Annotated in this window: 11 protein-coding genes; all 11 read right to left on the reverse strand. The window is 45.2% G+C overall.

Features of this window, described 5'->3' with window-relative positions:
- The coding region (locus V7659_RS22750; protein WP_335542469.1) for a carbohydrate ABC transporter permease at positions 1-843 on the reverse strand (843 nt) is incomplete at its 3' end.
- Positions 844-1,002: 159 nt separating this feature from the next.
- Positions 1,003-1,932, reverse strand: coding sequence for an ABC transporter permease (locus V7659_RS22755; RefSeq protein ID WP_144554884.1), 930 nt, complete (start codon positions 1,930-1,932; stop codon positions 1,003-1,005).
- Positions 1,933-2,099: 167 nt separating this feature from the next.
- Positions 2,100-5,210: an alpha-mannosidase gene (locus V7659_RS22760; RefSeq protein ID WP_335542461.1), complete on the reverse strand. Its 3,111-nt coding sequence runs from the start codon at positions 5,208-5,210 to the stop codon at positions 2,100-2,102.
- Positions 5,211-5,235: 25 nt separating this feature from the next.
- Positions 5,236-5,550 (reverse strand): hypothetical protein, encoded by a 315-nt coding sequence (locus V7659_RS22765; protein ID WP_335542462.1) that lies wholly within the window; start codon positions 5,548-5,550, stop codon positions 5,236-5,238.
- On the reverse strand, positions 5,547-6,830 hold the full coding sequence (locus V7659_RS22770; protein WP_438825869.1) for a family 20 glycosylhydrolase: 1,284 nt from the start codon (positions 6,828-6,830) through the stop codon (positions 5,547-5,549). Before V7659_RS22770 ends, V7659_RS22765 begins: the two co-directional genes overlap by 4 nt.
- A 509-nt stretch (positions 6,831-7,339) precedes the next feature.
- Positions 7,340-7,951, reverse strand: a complete 612-nt coding sequence (locus V7659_RS22775; protein ID WP_335542464.1) for a YesL family protein — start codon at positions 7,949-7,951, stop codon at positions 7,340-7,342.
- A gap of 24 nt (positions 7,952-7,975) precedes the next feature.
- The gene (locus V7659_RS22780; protein ID WP_335542465.1) at positions 7,976-9,307 is read right to left on the reverse strand and encodes a glycoside hydrolase family 125 protein; all 1,332 of its coding nucleotides are present in this window, start codon (positions 9,305-9,307) and stop codon (positions 7,976-7,978) included.
- 11 nt (positions 9,308-9,318) lie between these two features.
- Positions 9,319-12,024 carry an alpha-mannosidase gene (locus V7659_RS22785; protein ID WP_335542466.1) on the reverse strand — a complete coding sequence of 902 codons (2,706 nt, stop codon included), beginning with the start codon at positions 12,022-12,024 and terminating at the stop codon, positions 9,319-9,321.
- A 202-nt stretch (positions 12,025-12,226) separates the two neighbouring features.
- Positions 12,227-13,183 carry a discoidin domain-containing protein gene (locus tag V7659_RS22790; protein WP_335542470.1) on the reverse strand — a complete coding sequence of 319 codons (957 nt, stop codon included), beginning with the start codon at positions 13,181-13,183 and terminating at the stop codon, positions 12,227-12,229.
- Complete coding sequence (locus V7659_RS22795; RefSeq protein WP_335542467.1) at positions 13,074-15,230, reverse strand: endo-beta-N-acetylglucosaminidase; 2,157 nt, start codon at positions 15,228-15,230, stop codon at positions 13,074-13,076. Before V7659_RS22795 ends, V7659_RS22790 begins: the two co-directional genes overlap by 110 nt.
- Before the next feature lie 101 nt (positions 15,231-15,331).
- A complete protein-coding gene (locus V7659_RS22800) occupies positions 15,332-18,001 on the reverse strand; it encodes an endo-beta-N-acetylglucosaminidase (RefSeq protein ID WP_335542468.1) in 2,670 nt (889 codons plus the stop codon).
- Positions 18,002-18,405 lie beyond the last annotated feature (404 nt).

Consider the following 18,405-nt stretch of genomic DNA (forward strand, 5'->3'; position numbering starts at 1 on the left):
AAAATATTTTTGGAAGAACGGGTACGAGACTGCTATCGGTAAGGTGGCGATTACAACCATAGCCATTTTGGCTGATTCTTGCGGAATCGTATCAAATAAACTTGTCTGCATGATAGCGACATCCATATTTTTTCTCATAAATTCAAGATTTGCCTCAATTTTCATGAGTAAAGCTTGAAGCGGAACCAGATTAGGGTTATCAATATAAAGCAAGGCTGTAAACCAGTCATTCCAATAACCCAGTGTACTGAACAAGGCAATTGTGGCAATTCCCGGTAAGGAAAGCGGGAAGATGATTTGGAAGAAGATTCTCCATTCACTTGCCCCATCGATTCTTGCCGATTCCAAAATCGATTCAGAAACGGACTTTAAGAAGAATGTTCTCATGATGATAATGTAAAACGCATTCATCGCAAGGGGCAGGATCAGTGCCCAAACGGAATTTTTCAAATGCAGGAACTGGGTGACAACGATGTAAGTCGGCACCAGTCCGCCGCTGAAAAGCATTGTAAAGAATGCTAGGAACGTGAAAAATCTTCGATACTTAAATTGCGGTCTTGAAATCGCGTAGGCATAAAAGGTAATCATGAACACACTGATGATGGTACCGACAATCGTAATAAAAATCGTGACACCATAGGAGCGGAAAAAGGACTCCTTCATACCCCAGAGATAATGATAAGCATCCAAGCTCCATTCCTTCGGGATCAATTGAAAACCGTTCCTGACAATACTTTCCTCACTTGTAAACGAAATGATAATGACATAGATAAAAGGAAAAATACACGTAAACGCGAGAATCCCAAGCAGCACACTAATAATAGCATTTGCGGCCGGATGCATATGTTGAGGGTTCCGATACTTTTTCTTGATGACCTTAGGCTTCCCCTCTTTCATTTCTTCTACTGGTTTTGAAATAAGAAGCGTTGATTGGGTTTGTTCTAGTTTTGGCATATCATTAGCCGCCGGGCGACTTTTCCTCCCTTCTTAAAGAAATGAACATTAAAACAAGGCACTTTCCTCATCCACTTTACGGACAATGTAGTTGGTAATGATCACGAGGATAAATCCAACAGCCGACTGGTATAGACCTGCAGCCGTACTCATGCCGATGTCCCCTAGATTCATAAGACCCCGGTATACGAAGGTATCAATTACATTTGTCACCCCATATAGAGCTCCCGAATCTCTTGGCACTTGATAAAACAATCCGAAATCCGAGTTGAAGATCCGTCCAATATTCATGATGGTCAGGATAATCATTAATGGCTTAAGCATTGGCAGGGTAACATGTTTAATCTGCTTCCATTTTGAAGCACCATCAATCATCGCTGCCTCATAATACGTCCGGTCAATCCCGACGATGGAGGCTAAGTAAACGATACTGCCGTAACCAACGCCCTTCCACATGCTCATGAATACGAGAATAAATGGCCAATATTTCGATTCGCTATACCACGATATAGGATCGACATGGAACCAGCCAAGAATATGATTTAACAAGCCGTGTTCCGTACTTAGGAAAGTGAAGACAAAATAACTGCCGATAACCCATGAAATAAAATGCGGGAACAAGATAGAAGTTTGGTAAACCTTCGACAGCCTCTTATTGATTAACTCACTGAGCAAGACAGCTGTTGCAACCGCCGTTACCAGCCCTAATACGATAAAGACAAGATTGTAAAGGATGGTATTTCTGGTAATGATCCAGGCATCATTTGTACTGAATAAATATTTGAAGTTGTCAAAGCCAACCCATTCACTATTCATGACGCTGGCAAAAAATCCATCGGGATCAATTCGGAACTTTTTAAAGGCCAATACCTGTCCAAACATCGGCAAATACGAAAATAGGAGCAGCCAAATTGTTCCCGGTAACACCATAAGCAGCCAAACTCGATTTTTATAGAGATCGCTTAATATCCTTTTCATGTTTCTCCTCCCTCCGAATGTTATGTAAGCACTTCCATACCTTTATTTTAAAGGGAAAAGAGGCCTAATTATAGTTGACTAATTTGGGATTAAGTGCAAAAATCTTAGAATTTTTTTCAATAAATTGAAAGAACCGACTGAAGCGGTCTAATCGGTTCTTTTTTGTCCTATAAAACTCGAAAAGTCTTAATCTCATACGGTTTGATTTCAACCTCAATAGGTGATGCCGATTCTTCTCCGATTGGTTCTTCCATCAAATTGGTCTCCACCCATGAGTTCATGCCTGTGAGAATATCCAAAGAAATCTTGCCCCTGCGTCCTTCATATTCATGAAGGCGGATAATGATGCCGTTGCCATCATAGGCCGGCTTAATGGCATCAATCCAAACATGGTCCGAATCCATTTCGAGGAAAGACTCTTCCTTTGCCCATTTCCCTTCAGAAGCTACAACAGGATCGTTCAAATCCCACGCTGTCTCCACCGTTTTCGCTTTGCGCCATTCCCCTATATGCGGGTAAAGCGAATAAACGAACGAATGGCTTCCCTGATCTGCTTGTGGATCAGGATGAATCGCTGATTTTAATAGGGTGATACGCATGATATGTTCTTTAATGTCGTAGCCATATTTGGAATCGTTCAGTAGGCTTACTCCATAGTCTGGTTCTGACAGGTCGGCCCACTGATGGCCGACCGTTTCAAATTTAGCCATATCCCAGCTTGTATTCCAATGAGTCGGGCGCTTCACATTTCCATATTGAATATCATAAGTGGCCTCGGTGGCGCGGATATCCACTGGGAAAGCAGCCTTCAGCAGTTTTCTCTTTTCATGCCAATCCACCATTGTTTCAAAATCAATGCGGCGGTCATTTTGATAAAAGACAATCCGCTGGGAGATTTCAGAATGATGATAAGTCCACTTAGCAAGAATCGTAAACGTCAATTCCCCATTTTCCACGACTTCAAATCTGATTAAATCACGGATTTCTTCCATTTTTTCTTGATAAAAGAGATCGATATCCCAAGCATCATGGGCAAGCGGCTTATCTTCAAAAATTTGCAGGATATTCCCTTTTTGATTCTCAGCAAGAACCCCACGGCCTGCTTCCTTATCAAAGAGGGACGTCATTTGGCCAAATTCATTCCATTCAACCAGGTAATACGGCGTTTCCAATTTCCGGTCCTGATAGCTGAAATTCGAATTCGTTTCCTGAACGGCTGCCGCCGGCTCAAAATATAATGTCTTGGCCCCAAAGGAAGGAAGGGTGTCGACCTCAATCAGCCAGCCGTTATCCCGTTTTTGATGGGTTAAAATTTCTCCCTTGCTGTTTTTCCAAACGCCTCCGGCAAAATCGGCAAATTGCTGGACCGCCACATTTTTCTTCCCCTGGTGGTGAGTGGCATTAAAGAGCACGACAGAGCGGTCATCCTTTTCGATTCCGTGCTCAATGATACGGGATTCCACGTTTCGAACTAGCTCGTGCGCTTCCTTGTATTCTTCTTTGGCATCCTCATACACCTCATGGATAGAGGAACCAGGAATAATATCATGGAATTGATTGCGCAAAATGATCTTCCAGCCATTTTTCAGCTCCTCCGTTCCCATCCATTGGCCATTTTCAGAAAGCCATGAAGTAAGGAATTCAGCCCGTCGGTATAAGAGCTCCAATTTTCGATTCATCTGCTTCATAAACGCCTGGCTGGTATAAGTGCCCCGGTGGTACTCGAGGTACAGTTCGCCATCCCATTTATGGATGTAGCCATCCGATTCGGCAACATTCTCGTGAAGCTTGTTAAAAAATTCCCCGGCTGTCGACGTTTTCACATTCGGCATCCCTGGCAGCGTATCAAATCTGCGGCGCATTTCAAGCATATGCCGATTGACACCACCGCCGCCATCACCATATCCATAGGAAAGAAGCAAATCTTTCGATAAATCCTTATCACGATAGCCTTTCCAAGCACCATTCACCGTTTTCGCAGTAATAAAGCCATTATACGTATAGAACCAAGAGTCCTGAGAATTCCATGGCTCCGGCGTCGTAATAAAATGCGTTAAAATCTCGGCACCATCGATTCCTTTCCAGTAAAAGGTATCATGCGGCATCCGGTTATACTGATTCCAGCTAATTTTGGTCGTCATCATTGTTTTAATGCCTGACTTTGTTAAAATCTGCGGCAGCGCCCAGCTGTAGCCGAACACATCCGGCAGCCATAAATACTCGCAATCGACGCCAAACTCTTCTTTAAAAAAGTTCTTCCCATGCAGGATTTGGCGGACAAGCGATTCGCCGCTCGGAATATTACAGTCCGACTCAAGCCACATCGCTCCGCCGGCTTCCCATTTGCCTTCAGCCACTCTTTCTTTTATTAGAGCGTAAATCTCAGGATAATCCGTTTTGATATAGTCATAGAGCTGAGGCTGTGTTTGCAGAAATAAATATTCAGGGAATTGCTTCATTAAATGCAAGACCGTTGAAAAAGAACGAGCAGACTTCTCCCGTGTATTTTTTAACCGCCAAAGCCAGGCCACATCAATATGGGTATGGCCGACAGTGTGGATCGTGATGTCTGAAGTTTTGGTGAAGGACTGAATTGCCTCTGTAAGGATTTCCTCCGCCGCATAACAGGACTGATAAAATTCAGGGCTGCCGGGCTCGGTCCAATTAATCAAATGAAGGGCATCCGAAATCAACTTTTTCAAAATGGTATAGGCGGAATCCGATTCACTTGTTTCTTTTATCACTTCATAAGCAGCTAATAGGGTGTAATAGAGATTATCTACCCGGCGATCCAGCCAGCCAATCGCGGCTATCTGTAGTTTAAATTCATTTTCTGTCGGAACTCCTCCACCCTCAAGTCCTGACCAGAGCCTGAAATCCAAACGCATCGTCCCCTTGGCCGTTTGGTTATCGAAGAGGACTTCTTCATGATTGGAATCCACACCCTGATAGGGTTTGCCATTGACAAATAGAAGCGACTCAAAGCCTGAGTTATTGCCCCCGCCCGTTTTTCCAAACGAGAATAGACCGACAATCTGCTGATCGGCATATGGCAAATGAGTATCGATCTCAGCATGAAGCCAAATATAGCGATCGCGGCCTTTCCAGTAGTCGCCGATATTCATCACCTTTTGTTCATCATACACAGCCGGTGGATAGGCACCAATTGAACCATCATCCTCCTGGGCGAAAAATTGTTGAATTCCCTTAAGGTCTCGGAACCGGTAACCCTCTAATTCCCTGATGCGCTCTTCAAATTTTCTTTCTGTTAAGAACATGCTTTCACCTCGTTATAACTAGTTTTTATAATGAAAAGTTGCCTGCAGTGACGATCCGATGATAGACATTACCGCCTACTAGCCCCTCCACGATTTCCCATGGCCCATCATGGTGCAGCCGTTTTTCTTCCAATTCCTCGATCCGGGGAATCCTTCCCTCAAGCCACTCCTGAATCCGATATTTAGCGGAATCCATCCGAGTCATGACGCCGCCATAACGAATATCGATTACTTCCCACCCAAATGGTTTGTACGCTGCAAACCAAATGTCTCGGTGCTTTTGCCTTAAAAGGTCCACATTCGCTTGGATTCGATCCAAAATCATAAAAATAGATTTCATTTGTTCAAAATCGTTGTTCTGATACGCCGCTNNTTGTCAGCCAGCACCCTCGCCAGCTGTTCATATAAATCAAACAGGGTTTCCCAGGCTGGATTCTCCTGTTTAGCTTTTTCAAGCACAAGCACCAGCTGCTGATAGTGCTCCCCTAAAGGTAGGCCGCGGACATTCTCGTCATATAAACCTATTAAACTATCTTGGTATAAGAGGACTTTTGACGTCATCGAGGTATTCATGTTATCCTTCATGACACCCGGTGTTTCATCCAATAATTTCAAATTCATAAAATCGGCAAAATGCCCGCCACCGCAAAATTCAAAACGCTCTGCCACCTTTTCAATAGACACTTCCTTTTGGTAAGTGTGCTCGGCAAATAATTGCATGATCGGGTAAGCTGTTGCAAACGGCGTTTCTGCTCCGTTATCCCCCCACAATGTGACAAAGATTTCGCTGATACCTTCCTGTTTACAGGCAGCCAGTGCCGCTTCTGTTGTCGCAATCGCCTTGCCATAGTTCGGCACAAGTCCATTCCATGTCCAAGCCCCACCGGCAAAGATTGGTGTGGAGCCGAGCAGCTTATGGTTATGAAAATCTCGTTCATATACTTCTTGCTCTTTCCGGTAATAGTTCCAATAAACAAGCTCGACATCAGGAATCCCTTCCAGAATATCCTTCCGGATGCTGCCATTTTCATCCTTATAAGGGCTGTTCTCGGCAAACAGCGGTAAGTACATATCGCTCCAAATCATCGGTTTCAGACCCAGCTTATCGGTAATAGCGATTACCTTTTGCAGATGCCTATTCATGAGATCAATATGCTTTTCATAGCCATGCTTCTCCAAATATTTTCCTAGGCCAAGCTGAAACGTCTCATCCATGCCGATATGGATTCGTGTGGTCCGAAATGGTTCCGAGGCCGCTTTTAGACAGCTCTCTAAAAACTCATACGTTTGGGGCTCATCCACGAGTAAGATATCATCGGTGTCTTTGAAGCCTGAGGCATAATTCCATTTCAGAGCTTCCCGCAAGTGGCCCAAAGTTTGAATACAAGGGATCATGTCAATTCCAAGTTTCGCGGCATATTCATCACAAGCTTTGAGCTCCTCAAATGTATATCTTCCACGCATATATCCAAAGTAAGGATATTCCTTTACCTCGTAGGTGTCCTCTGTATAGAGCATGAGGGTGTCTAATCCCATTACCGCCATGTGCTGCAGAAGCTTTTCTACGTCCGCAACAGTGGGAACCGCATTTCTCGACGCATCCAGCATCACGCCACTCATGTTAAACTGGGGATTCTCGGTGATATCGAATTCGCCGCTTTTTTGAAAACTCTCCAGCCACAATCCGATTGCCCGGAAAAAATGAACCGGCTTCTCAAATGAAATTTCTCCGTGGCCGTTTTTATTCACGACCCTTAGCGGCCCTTGCTGATGTTTCACTTGTATTGGGTATCCATCAGTAGAAAGTTGAATCTTTAATCGTTTAGAAACAAGCTCAAGACCATCTGCGACAGCAGATATGTCCCCCTTTAAGTACAGTTCCACTTGTATTCCCCCTTTTTTCTCCGAATTCCAATCTGGTTCAAGCTTTTTTCGTCAACCTTGTTGTTTTTAACTACAAAACGCGAAATAAAAGTGTATTTTTACACCCAAAAAACTAGTTTGATAGATTTATCGGCGAATTTTTATGTTTTATCGGCGAATTTCACACTTTTATCGGCGAATCCGGAGCATTTATCAGCGAATTTCACACTTTTATCAGCGAATCGGAAATCGCTACACTTTTACCTTTAACAAAGCCTTTCTAAACGAGAAAACCGGTTAAGACAAACCTTCATCATCCAATAAGCAGGAGCCACCGCAGAAATGAACGGGATGAGGCCGGGAACCTGATTGATCAGGTAGCCAATTACAAAAAAACCGGCGCCAATCCAGATAGTTGAAGGAAGCCCCGTTAAGGTGATGAGAAAGGACTGTTTGATGTATTCCCTACTTGAAAGCACATAATGGACATAGACGGCAAAGAAATGGCCGACTGCCAATATTAGGATGATCAACAGGATGTAAAGGATGATTGAAAGGAAGCTGGCAAAAACACCCGACATAAAGGTCTCTGTAATCCTGATATCGATAAAAAGAAAAAGGCCGATGCTGTAAAAAACAAGGCCTATTCCATTGCTTCTCTTCCATTCTTTGAAATAAACTTGTTTAAACGTCTTCCAAACATGTACATCGGTATCTTTTCTCAGCCATTTACGGACAATTGTAAACAGGGCAACCGTTGCCGGGAAAAAGCCAAATACCCCCAGTCCCAAGGCGGTAAAGGCAATCCAGCATATATTTGCTGAGATCGCCCTCCATATCCATTCACAAACAACGATCATCCATGAACCTTTGTTCATTCGGCACCACCCTTTCCAATGAACTTAAACTAGCTTGCCGTTATTTTTCTGCAAATGATGATAAAGCGGACTGCCTTTGACGGCTTTACCGGTTAAACTCAGCACGAATTCACTGAACATCGTGTTGGCCCACGCGAACCAGTCTCTAGTAAATTCCTCCGGACAGTCGGCGTTAAAGCCTTCGTGCATAAAATCCGTACCGCCACCGGTGTTTTTAAAATAAGCCAAAATTTGCTGTTTTTCCGCTTCGCTTACCGCGGTCATCCCCTGGATGGCCAAGGCAATATGCCAAATATAGTGATCTGGCGTATGCGGGCTGCCGATGCCATTGGCATATTTACCCTCGTAATAATAAGGATTATCCCTGCTCAAAAGGAACTTACGTGTATTGAGATACGTCGCATCATCAAATGGCTGGTACCCTAAATACGGGGCCGCAAGCAAACTTGGCACATTGGCGTCATCCATTAAATTAACGCGGCCTTCCCCATCGGTTTCATAGACATACATATCACCGTAGATCGGATGATCCAATTTCGCATATTGTTCAATTCCCTGCCTGATTTCCTCACGAAGCTTTAAGCATTCTTCTTTTAAGGAAGAATCTTTTAACACCTCATCACACATTTCAGCCGCATACCCTAACACGACAACGGCAAACATATTTGCCGGGACCATGTATCCGTATGTGCAGGCATCATCACTTGGGCGGAAGGCACTCCAGGTCATTCCCGTCGGAACCACACGCCCCCCTTTTCCTTCGCGGGTCAAGGTATCGGACTGGCGCACATCGGCCCGTTCAAACCGGTAAGGAGACTTGTTTTCATGATCCTGCTCCGTTCTCCAAACATGAATGATTGTCTCCAGCACTTCTTGGAGCGTTTCTTTTATATAAGCCGTACGGCCGGTTGACTTCCAAAACAGATAAGCAAGCTGGATTGGATAGCATAAGGAGTCAATTTCGTATTTCCGTTCCCAAATATGGGGGGTCATGTCGGTAAGATCGGTTTGATGCCCCCTGCCATTTTCCGTTTCGTTAAACGCATTGGCATAAGGGTCATGCAGGATAAAGGCGAATTGCTGGCGAATCACCCCTTCGAGTAATTCGGCCAGCTCCTCATCCTCCTCTGCAGCAAGCAAATAGGGGCGCACTTGTGCTGCAGAGTCTCTTAACCACATCGCCGGAATGTCGCCGGTGACGACAAAGGTTTTTCCGTCTTCCAGCTTTTTCAGCGTCGTGGTATACGTATTAACAAAGCATTGCTCGAACATATGGTGTAATTTTTCGTCCCCAGGAAAGCATTCCTTCACATGTTGGATCAGTTTTTGCATCGATTCTGGAATTACTGCTGTCATTTTTCCCTCTCCTATCGCTTATTTTGAAAACCTAGTGTGATAATTTCATAGCCAGTGACTTCATACTGATCGCTAGATTCATTGGTTTGTTCTTCAATTATCGTACTCTTATAAGATGTAAAATCCGGCTGGGTGGGGATGGATGCCGTAAGACTTTTACTAGTTGGCGCCGGATTGAACCAGCGAATCATCACATCATCACATTCTTCCGCCACTTTCATCGATGACCACGCAAGGCCGTCGGACTCCCAGTTCACAAACTGATGGTCAGCTGGCAAGGTTCCTTCATGGGCACTTGTCTGAATAACCTGAAGGGATACTTTATATTGATAAGCCTCCACAAATGCTTTTGATGCAATCACATCTTTTTCATGCATAAGCACCTGCCACTCGGCTGTTTGAATCCCGATGCACTGGGCCTCCGGTGTCGGGAAGTAGCCCCAGTCGCCAAGCTCGGCAACCGAACGAAGTACGGTGAGGGCAATCGTTCCGTCCGCTGGTAGGATTTCATATTCCTGGAGGCCGTCCGTGGCCACGGTTAAGCCCATCTCGTCACCGTTAATGCTGGCGAAGCGCTGCTGGTGATGACAGAAGCTTGGATTTTCCCATTCCTTTTCCGGTGTATTCGAGCGTGTCACAACCTCAAAAATACTGTCGGCATAGTGTGTTTCCGTCTGCAATCCTGTCGGGAAAAGGATACGCAGGCGGTGGTCGGCTGCTTGATTGTCAATGGTCAGCTTGAAAGCCGGCCCCTTCATTCCTTTTTCGAGAGTGGCAACGGTACGCAGTGTAATGGTCGTCATTTCCTTCGATCTGCCTGCTTCTCTCTCCTTATGCCAAATCAAGCGGTTCCTTTCGATGGCTAATCGGTCGTCCGCTGAAACCGGGATGGTTAACATATGCGTAAACTCAAGCTCAGTTCGAAGCGGTGATTTTTCAATGAAACGAAATACGGCCGGCACATCCTTTGTCGTAATCGGCTCCTGTCCTTTTGCTTCCTTGAACATATATTCATTGCCGACATCCCCTGTGTCCTCGTAAATACCGAGACGATGGAAGGTCCTGCCGGTTACTTTATTCGTTAAATCATAGGTGCCATCCTCATGAAACATAAGGTGAACATACTCATTTTCCATTTCCATGCCGCCATCCGCCGCTTGTTCTGGACGCTGCCCGTCCGGCTGTTCCTGCGGAATAAGATAGAAGGTCTTGTAGCCGAATGCCGGTACATTTTCTGCAAAGAAGGAAACCTTGGCCCGCTTGGCAAAAAACGGCTGGCGGAACTTGTCATCCGGTAAATCATAGCCAAACTCCACCACAGGGCTTTCCAGCTGACTTTCAATGGTCTTGCCGGATTGATCGACCAGCTTGTAGGCAAGCAATTCTTTATCCTGTAAATAGATTGGAATTTCTTCAAAATGCATTTGCGAAAAATACACCTTTTCCAGATCAACTGTTTTTGTGACGACCTCGTCTTTGTTCCACCCAGTTGTATTCAAGACAATAAGGGGAATTCCGCCCTCTGGTGCGCCCGAGGTATCAATTTTACCTGCAAGCTCTGCCGCCTGCTCCGATACAAACACCTCTCCCATTTGCGAAACCGTTTCAAAGCGGGTCTCCATTTCGCGGTGCACCTCATCCACGCTACAGCCGCAAATGCTATCATGAGGGTGATTTTTCATCAAGGATTTCCACATGAAGCGGAGATATTCCCTTGGGTAGGTCCCGCCTGCTAAAAAGGCCATGCTCGCGAGCGGCTCGGCGATTTTTTCCAAAAGGGTCTGACAGTGATTGTTCCATTGCTTCAAATAAATCCGGCTGGATGCGGTATTAACAAGCGTCGACCAGCCATCGGTCCGCTGATTGCGCAATTCGCCTTCAATGACCTGCAGCTTCTCTGGAAGTGCTTCTTTTAACGCCTCTGTATATTCATCAAAACTGGAATGCTTAAAGGTGTAATCAGGATATAAACTAGCTGCCGTTTCAATCGCCTGCGGAATCGTTTTTTGCAGCGGCTGGTGGTCGCATCCATTCATAAACAATAACTGATTGGTGGACGCATACTTTTCAGCATCGCGGAGCTTTACATCCCAGAATTTCTTCGCTTCCGCTTCGTCCACCGGGATTTCATTTCCGTTCGAGTACCAATTGGCAAAAAGAATGCCCAATACATTCGAGCCGTCCGGTGATTTCCAAATCATCTCGGAATAAGGAGATTCATAATCAGGAGAATCTGACACCGTGTTATTAAAGCCGGTCGGTTTTACGCCTCTTCCGAAGGCAGCCGTATCAATCCCCGCTTGCTTTAAAAGCTGGGGCGCCTGCCCATAAATGCCGAAAGTGTCAGGAAAATAGCCAATTTTTGATACATGCCCATAAGCTTTGGCATCATGTAAACCGATTTGCAGGTTTCGGACATTGGCTTCAGAGCTTGTTAAAAAAGCATCCTGCAGCACATACCACGGTCCGATATGCAGCTTTTTCTCTTGGATTAATTGTTTAACGATCTCCCGGTTTTCCGGATGAACGGCAAAATAGTCCTCCAAAAGAACAGTCTGGCCATCCAGATGGAACGCTTGAAACCTATTTCCTTCTTTTTTGAACTGGTCGATCAACTCATTCATAAGCTTTATGAAGTAGTAACGGTGCTTTTCAAAAGACAAGTACCATTCCCTGTCCCAGTGGGAGTGGGAGATAATATGTGCAGTTTTATTCATTGAATCTTACCCGCTTTCCTTTATTTCAGTTTTGCGAAAACGCTATCATTTTGCTTTGACTTCATTTTAACAAGCTAGGATTTTCGAGCAATAGATTACTAGTAAGTCCTATGGATTTTACAGTGTATCTAAAAATAGTTCATGAAAAATGGGGGCAGCCGTTCATTGCTTTCCTGCAATGAGGGCTGCCCCCTTCTCTTATTTAATTTCCATTATTAAAGTCCTTTTTTAATTCTTCCATCCGATCCAGTAACTGAACCAGTCGGTCAAAGTTTGTGACCTGGCTTCTTACGGTTGGATGAAGCTTGTTGTAGGCCACTTTGCAGTCGTTGACACGATGCTTGTCAGCTAACGTCAATTGATCCACATCAGGAAGAGCGTTGATTTGATGAATGACCTCGGTTACCTTTTCGTACAAGTAAGCCGCACTATACCTTAGGCTTTCTCTTTCATCCTCCTGCTGGACGGTATAATAGATTCTTCCGGCCTCAGTACCGAAATCCAACTGTTCAAAGGCAATGGTTCCGTCTTGGTCGGCCGTCTTTTCTGCTAGAATATCCTTTGCATCCAAGGACTTATATAATCGAACGGTTTGACCTTTTTTCACTCTTTCAATCGTTACCTTATCCTGGGCTCCAGCGTTGTTATCCGCCTTTACAAAATGCATCATCACGTTTTCTGTTCTCGGCAAAGCAGCACTTTCAAACATTTGCCAATCATAGATACGGATCGCTCCCCAAGGGGAAGTACCGCTGTTATAAATCTGAAGCTTGAATTCCCTAGCCGTTACCGGCTGATCTAGCACTATATCTGTCACAGCTTTCGTATTATCAGTAATCCGTTTGGCGCTGATCCATTCGTCGTTTTGATTTTTATAAAGCAGCTCAAAATCCACGGTGTTCATGTTATTGGCTTCCCCGCCATATTCCGCATGCTCCACACGCCAGCGGCGGATCGTTTTCTCTTCACCAATATCAATGGTCATATATCCGGTTTTCATATTGGTTGCGCACCACTTACTATTTGCGAGGGCTGTTCCGTCCAGTGCTTTAGAGGCCGGTTCTGCCGCATTTTCCGCTGAGACAGAGGTTACCTTTGCCTTTAACGCCACATTCGGCGATGTAGGGTTTTTCTCGATCTCTGTTGCACCCGTCCCCATGCCAATCAAAAGAAATTGTGGCGGCTTGACCGCGTACATAATCCTGATTGACCGGCACCACTTTCAGTTTCGTGATGTTATCGGCCGAAGCATTTTCAATCGTTCTCGTAATATTTGGTGTATAGAAATAGTTATTCGGTGTTACGCCCAATAGTGTTTCCACACCATCAGCATTCTCCTGGTAAACCTCATAATGCAAGACATTCTTCTGCTCGGACCAGCTTAGGCGGGCTTCCGCCTCAAAGGCTGTTTCCGGCATTTTTTCTAGAATTTTCACATCAGCAGGTTTCGCCAGCACGGCAGCAGCATCATCATAGACGGACAGCTCGCCTAAATGAATCGAGTAGTTTTCTATTTTTTGAGCGTTGTTGACTTTCAGACTTAGCGCATATGCTGTTTTCCCGGCATCCTTTCCAAGGTCGACAACCGCTGTCTGCCAGCCATCTCCCGACTTAGGCAGCGGATAATATTTCATGTTGTTTTGTGCATAGTCTTCACTATAGGCCACACCTAATGACACATCCGCTCCCGATTGGTTTTGATAAACAACACGGACCTTAGTTGTGTCCGTAACCGGAAGCTTGGAGCTGTACAGCATCGTGTCATTGACAGAACCTGCTTCGAGTGCACCGTTGAATTTCAGCGAATTGCCTCCGTTATAGGCTTTATCAAAATCATAGGAAACCTTGATTTTGCTGCCTTCACCTCGGATCCACCAGCGCCACGTCGGCATGATATCCTGAATGGAGCGGTTATTCCACTCAATGCCGCTGGCGGTTTTTCCGTTCACAAAGTATTGTTTTCCATGGCCCGTGTTAAAGTTTGTTGTAAATGGCTTGGATTGGATTACAGATGCATCTGTGACAAAACGCGCCATCCCTTTCCAAGCAGCCGAATCATCGGCAAGGGTAGGATCGCCCTGTGGTCCTGTCCATAAATTCTTTTCTTTTTCATGGAAGTCAGCCGGATCAGCCGCTAACCCCATGGTCGAGTTTGGCGCATAAAGGGCAATGGAAACTTTCGGCTGTTTCTTTTCATCGAGCAGTGCATCGGTATTAATTTTGGTATTATAGGAATTCTGTTGAATTTCAAAACCGGCATAGGCATCAAATGGGCTCCGGTTATGGCCTTTCATCGTATCTACGGTGGTGTTAATCTTACTGGTTGTCCAGTTATAGTTTAAAAAGAACTCATCAACTGCATATTCCCCATCTTCTGCCGGTTTCACATACATGTCATTTTTACTGTTGATAGAATCCTGATAGTTGATGGCTCCCGTATTGTCCTGCGCGTCATACCAGCTGACATTCAGGTTGGAATTCCGTTTAATATAGCGCATCATTTCATTCATGCGTTCAGCTGTAGCCTTACTGACACCAGACGTTTCCTGATTGAAAAAATAGCCATCAAAACCATAGTACTCCGCCACTTCCATCATCTTGTCGGCAACGGGGAAACTGCCATCCTGTTTCTGCTGTGTGAACTTTTCGATTTCGGCGACTCCCTCAGCGGATTTGCCCCATGGGAAACCAAGCGTAGCATAAACAGGCACCCCATTCCGGTGGGCGGCATCGACGATATCCGGTGTAGGGATGGCAAAAATCCCTTCATTGGTTCCTGACCAGTAAATATAGGAATCTAGTAATTGCCAGTTGTCGAAAGCATATACATTAAAATCATTGCTTCCGACAGAGCTAGCCTCATCATGATTCCAGTTCGTAATCGCTGCAGAGGTGATGCCAGCCTTTGGATTGGCCAGTGGATTCACCTGGGACCCTTTAAAGCGATTTTTGTTTAACGGCACGCTGACCCGGTTTATTTCGGCATCTGGGTCGTTTTCAGGCGACCAGTTCAGAAGGGTTTCCACCCTGAAGGCCGGAGCCAGCGGCTTTAGACTGAGCCTGTCCGCATAATTTTCATTGACGATGTCCGTCCCATCCCCATTAACGGCGGCTTTTGCCCCGGGGACATCCAGTGAACCGAGTAACATGAAAACAGCCGATACAGATAAAATGCGGCCGAATAACCTGCTTCTATTTCTCCTCATCTTGCTCCTCCTCTAATTAAAGCCTGCGGGACGGTTCTCATGGCTTTCGCCAATGGTTCACCTGGAAAAAGCCAGCTGAACCGTCCCTCATGGCCACATGGTTATGGATTGAGAAATCCATGGACTTCAAATTCAAATATCCTCGCAGCCGTATCGCCGCCTTGGGTTGGTTTGTCAATCCACAAACGGACATAGCGTGCGTTTGTTAACGCGATGCTGTGTTCTGAAACAGCTGCTGTATTATCGGTCACCTTGACAGCTTCTGTCCAATTGACTCCATCCGTGCTTACTTCAATCCTAAATGCCTCGGTGTTAAAGGCTTGCGGTTCCCCGCCCGCTTGTGCATGGCGAATGACAAACTTGGAAAGGGCAAACTGGTCGCCCAGATCCACCTGCAGCCAATGAGGAGCATTCCCCAATGCACACCATTTACTGTTTACTTTGCCATCGAACGCATACTTCGCTGCTTCAGTCGGAGCACATTGTCCACTGGCGATCGCGGTCTTATTCATTGCCACATTTTGAATGTCCTTGGCTGCTTCAGAAATGGTAATCATCGCTTCTTTTGTCAGGACACTTTCACCCTCGCTGTTTTTCGCAATCAGGGTAACCGTGTAGACGCCTTCTTTTTCATAGGTGACGACCGGATTTTCCTCATTACTCACTGCTGGAGTTCCACCTTCAAAGTGCCACTCCACCTCTTCTGTTACTTCTGATGAACGATTAAGAAAATGAATTTCCTGCCCTGGAGCCGCTACCGTTTGATCGGCACCGAAATCGGCTTCCGGCTTTGGATATGGCGGCCAATCGAAGGTGACCGTTGTTGGCTCGCTTCGTTTAAATTCTTTGTTCACCGCAACAATTTCCAACGTGGTGCTGCTTTCTTTCCCACTGCGCTTCAGATTGGATAGGTAATACACCTTATTAGGGGTAGCACCAATAAACTCTTTTTCATTGTTCGGCAGCTTCCGGTAAATTTCATAGTGGCTCACATCGGAATCAGACGGCATCCAAGCAAGTGCAGCGTCCGCATAGATTCCTTTATTAAACTCGATTTTATTTACCTTTGCATCGTTCGGAGCATGGATGGAATTGTGCTTTTCCTGTTTGTTATAAACCTTGATTTCTCCGATATTGGTCGTAAAATCTTTTTCATCCTTGTCACTTTCAACCAAAAGCGAAATGGCTGCGATGTTTTTACCGCTGTATTTTTTTAGTTTGAATGAATCAGTCGTCCACGGTTGATCCGTTAGTTTTTTCACATCAAAGAACACAAATTGGTCGGGTTTGTCAGTAAAGCTGACTCCAAGTTTCATGTTTGGCTTTTTCAAATCTGTTTTGTATGTCAGCGAGATTTCCGTATCCTTTTGGATCGGCAAATTGGTTTTATAAAGCTTGATATGTGTTGGGTTGTCTGCCTCGATTGTTCCTGAAAGCTTTAACGAGCTGCCGCCGTAATAGGCTGTATCCCAATCGAAATTGACGTCAACAGCCTGCCCGCCCTCTTTCAGCCAGCGCCAGGTCGGAAGGATATCCTGGAGACTGCGGTTATTCCAGGACTGATCGCTTACCGTCGTTCCATCTGTAACGAAAAACTTGCCGCTTCCTGTATTAAAGTGAGTTACAAAAGGAAGCTCCTCGATCGCGGTTTTAGCCGTAAAGTAGTGGGCCATCCCTTTCCATACCCCGTTATTGCTGGTTGCAGCAGGATTTTTGGACTTTCCAACCCAGAATTCATTTTCCTTCTGATAAAACTCCTCCATAGTGCTTGCCGTTTTAAAGGCCCAATCCGGACGATAAATACCTAAAGAAGTTAATGGTGCTTTACCCTCAGGGAAAATCCCATCCCAAGCAACGTTGGTGCTTGTTCCATTTGCTTCCACATCAATCCCAGTAAATAAATCATACGGGCTTCTGCCAATTTCCTGAGCCTTGTTAACAGAAGACTGCTGGTTGCGCCACCAGAAGTTTAAAAACATACTGTCAGAAACACGTGACTCTCCGTCCTGCAGGAAGCTGCTGTTTTGATCGGTCAACGCATTTTGCCAGCTAACCCTTCCGTTCTTCGTCATCGAATCGTACCACATAATCTGCATACCTTCCGGCTTATGCTGCTGAAGATAAACAAGGAAATCTTTCATTTTTTGAGCTGTCTTTGCATCTCCGCCTTCGGTTTCCTGGTTAATAAACCAGCCGTCAAATCCGTAATAGCGTGCCGCTTCAAGCAGCTTGTCCGCCGCAGGGAAGGAGCCGTCCTCCCGTTGGGTCAGCATTTGGTTCAGCCACTCTACCTTTCCGCCATATACAGTGGGCGGAAAGAAAACGTTTCCTAAAATCGGGACGCCGTTTTTATGGGCAGCATCAATGACGTCCGCACTCGGCGGCACGATAATCCCTTCACCGGAAGACCCTGCCCAATACACCATGATGTCGACGTATTGCCAATAACTGAAGGTATTCGCTAAAAATTCTTTCCCGCCTTGAGAAGGGACGCCACTCGTTGTCGGGTTGAGTGCAGATAAAGCCACTACCTTAGCTTCCGACTGGGCATTGTCATTGACTTTGTATAACACTTCCCGTTTGCCCAATGGAACTTGGCTGCGGTTAAACACAGCATCCGGATCGTTCTCCGGCGTCCAATTCAATAATTGCTCTGGATACCAATAAGATGATTCTGGCTGTTTGGCATAGCTTGTGCTGGGTGATAACCCCATCACAAAGATGCCCAAAAAGAAAACCAGCCACAAAAAGCCCTTTTTCACGTTTTTCACTGTTTCTCCTCGCTCTCTATCTATTTTTTATATTGAAGCTAAAGTAAGCATGCTTCCCTTTCCCTGAATGGGACTATAGAATGATAGCGCTGTCAAAATTACCTTCGATGATGTTTTTCCGTCAGTCATTCCCATTTGACTCTTTTTTTCACATCTTATTCCGAGCGGATTGCTCCGTCAACGAATGCACAAAATGTGATTTAGTTTTTCCATAATCTCTAAGGTTTTTCCAGTCCACGGGATGTCCACGGGGAACCCCTTCAAATGAGCTGTAAGCCATAGTGGATCAAAGTTCGAATGAATAAGACAACTAATTTTTATTCCATACTGAAAAACAGCTTGTTTTTTTATATCCTAACAAAACAACAAATCAATAATTTTAATTAAGAGGAAGTATCAAGGAA

The organism is Neobacillus drentensis, from assembly GCF_036966985.1.
GTDB lineage: Bacteria > Bacillota > Bacilli > Bacillales > Cytobacillaceae > Neobacillus > Neobacillus drentensis_E.

Bases quoted from the DNA above. Each gene is read 5' to 3' on its own strand.
- V7659_RS22785 (WP_335542466.1), bottom strand. From the start codon at position 12,024: ATGAATAAAACTGCACATATTATCTCCCACTCCCACTGGGACAGGGAA.
- V7659_RS22790 (WP_335542470.1), bottom strand. From the start codon at position 13,183: ATGGGGACGGGTGCAACAGAGATCGAGAAAAACCCTACATCGCCGAAT.
- V7659_RS22760 (WP_335542461.1), bottom strand. From the start codon at position 5,210: ATGTTCTTAACAGAAAGAAAATTTGAAGAGCGCATCAGGGAATTAGAG.
- V7659_RS22775 (WP_335542464.1), bottom strand. From the start codon at position 7,951: ATGAACAAAGGTTCATGGATGATCGTTGTTTGTGAATGGATATGGAGG.
- V7659_RS22765 (WP_335542462.1), bottom strand. From the start codon at position 5,550: ATGAAATCTATTTTTATGATTTTGGATCGAATCCAAGCGAATGTGGAC.
- V7659_RS22755 (WP_144554884.1), bottom strand. From the start codon at position 1,932: ATGAAAAGGATATTAAGCGATCTCTATAAAAATCGAGTTTGGCTGCTT.
- V7659_RS22780 (WP_335542465.1), bottom strand. From the start codon at position 9,307: ATGACAGCAGTAATTCCAGAATCGATGCAAAAACTGATCCAACATGTG.
- V7659_RS22795 (WP_335542467.1), bottom strand. From the start codon at position 15,230: ATGAGGAGAAATAGAAGCAGGTTATTCGGCCGCATTTTATCTGTATCG.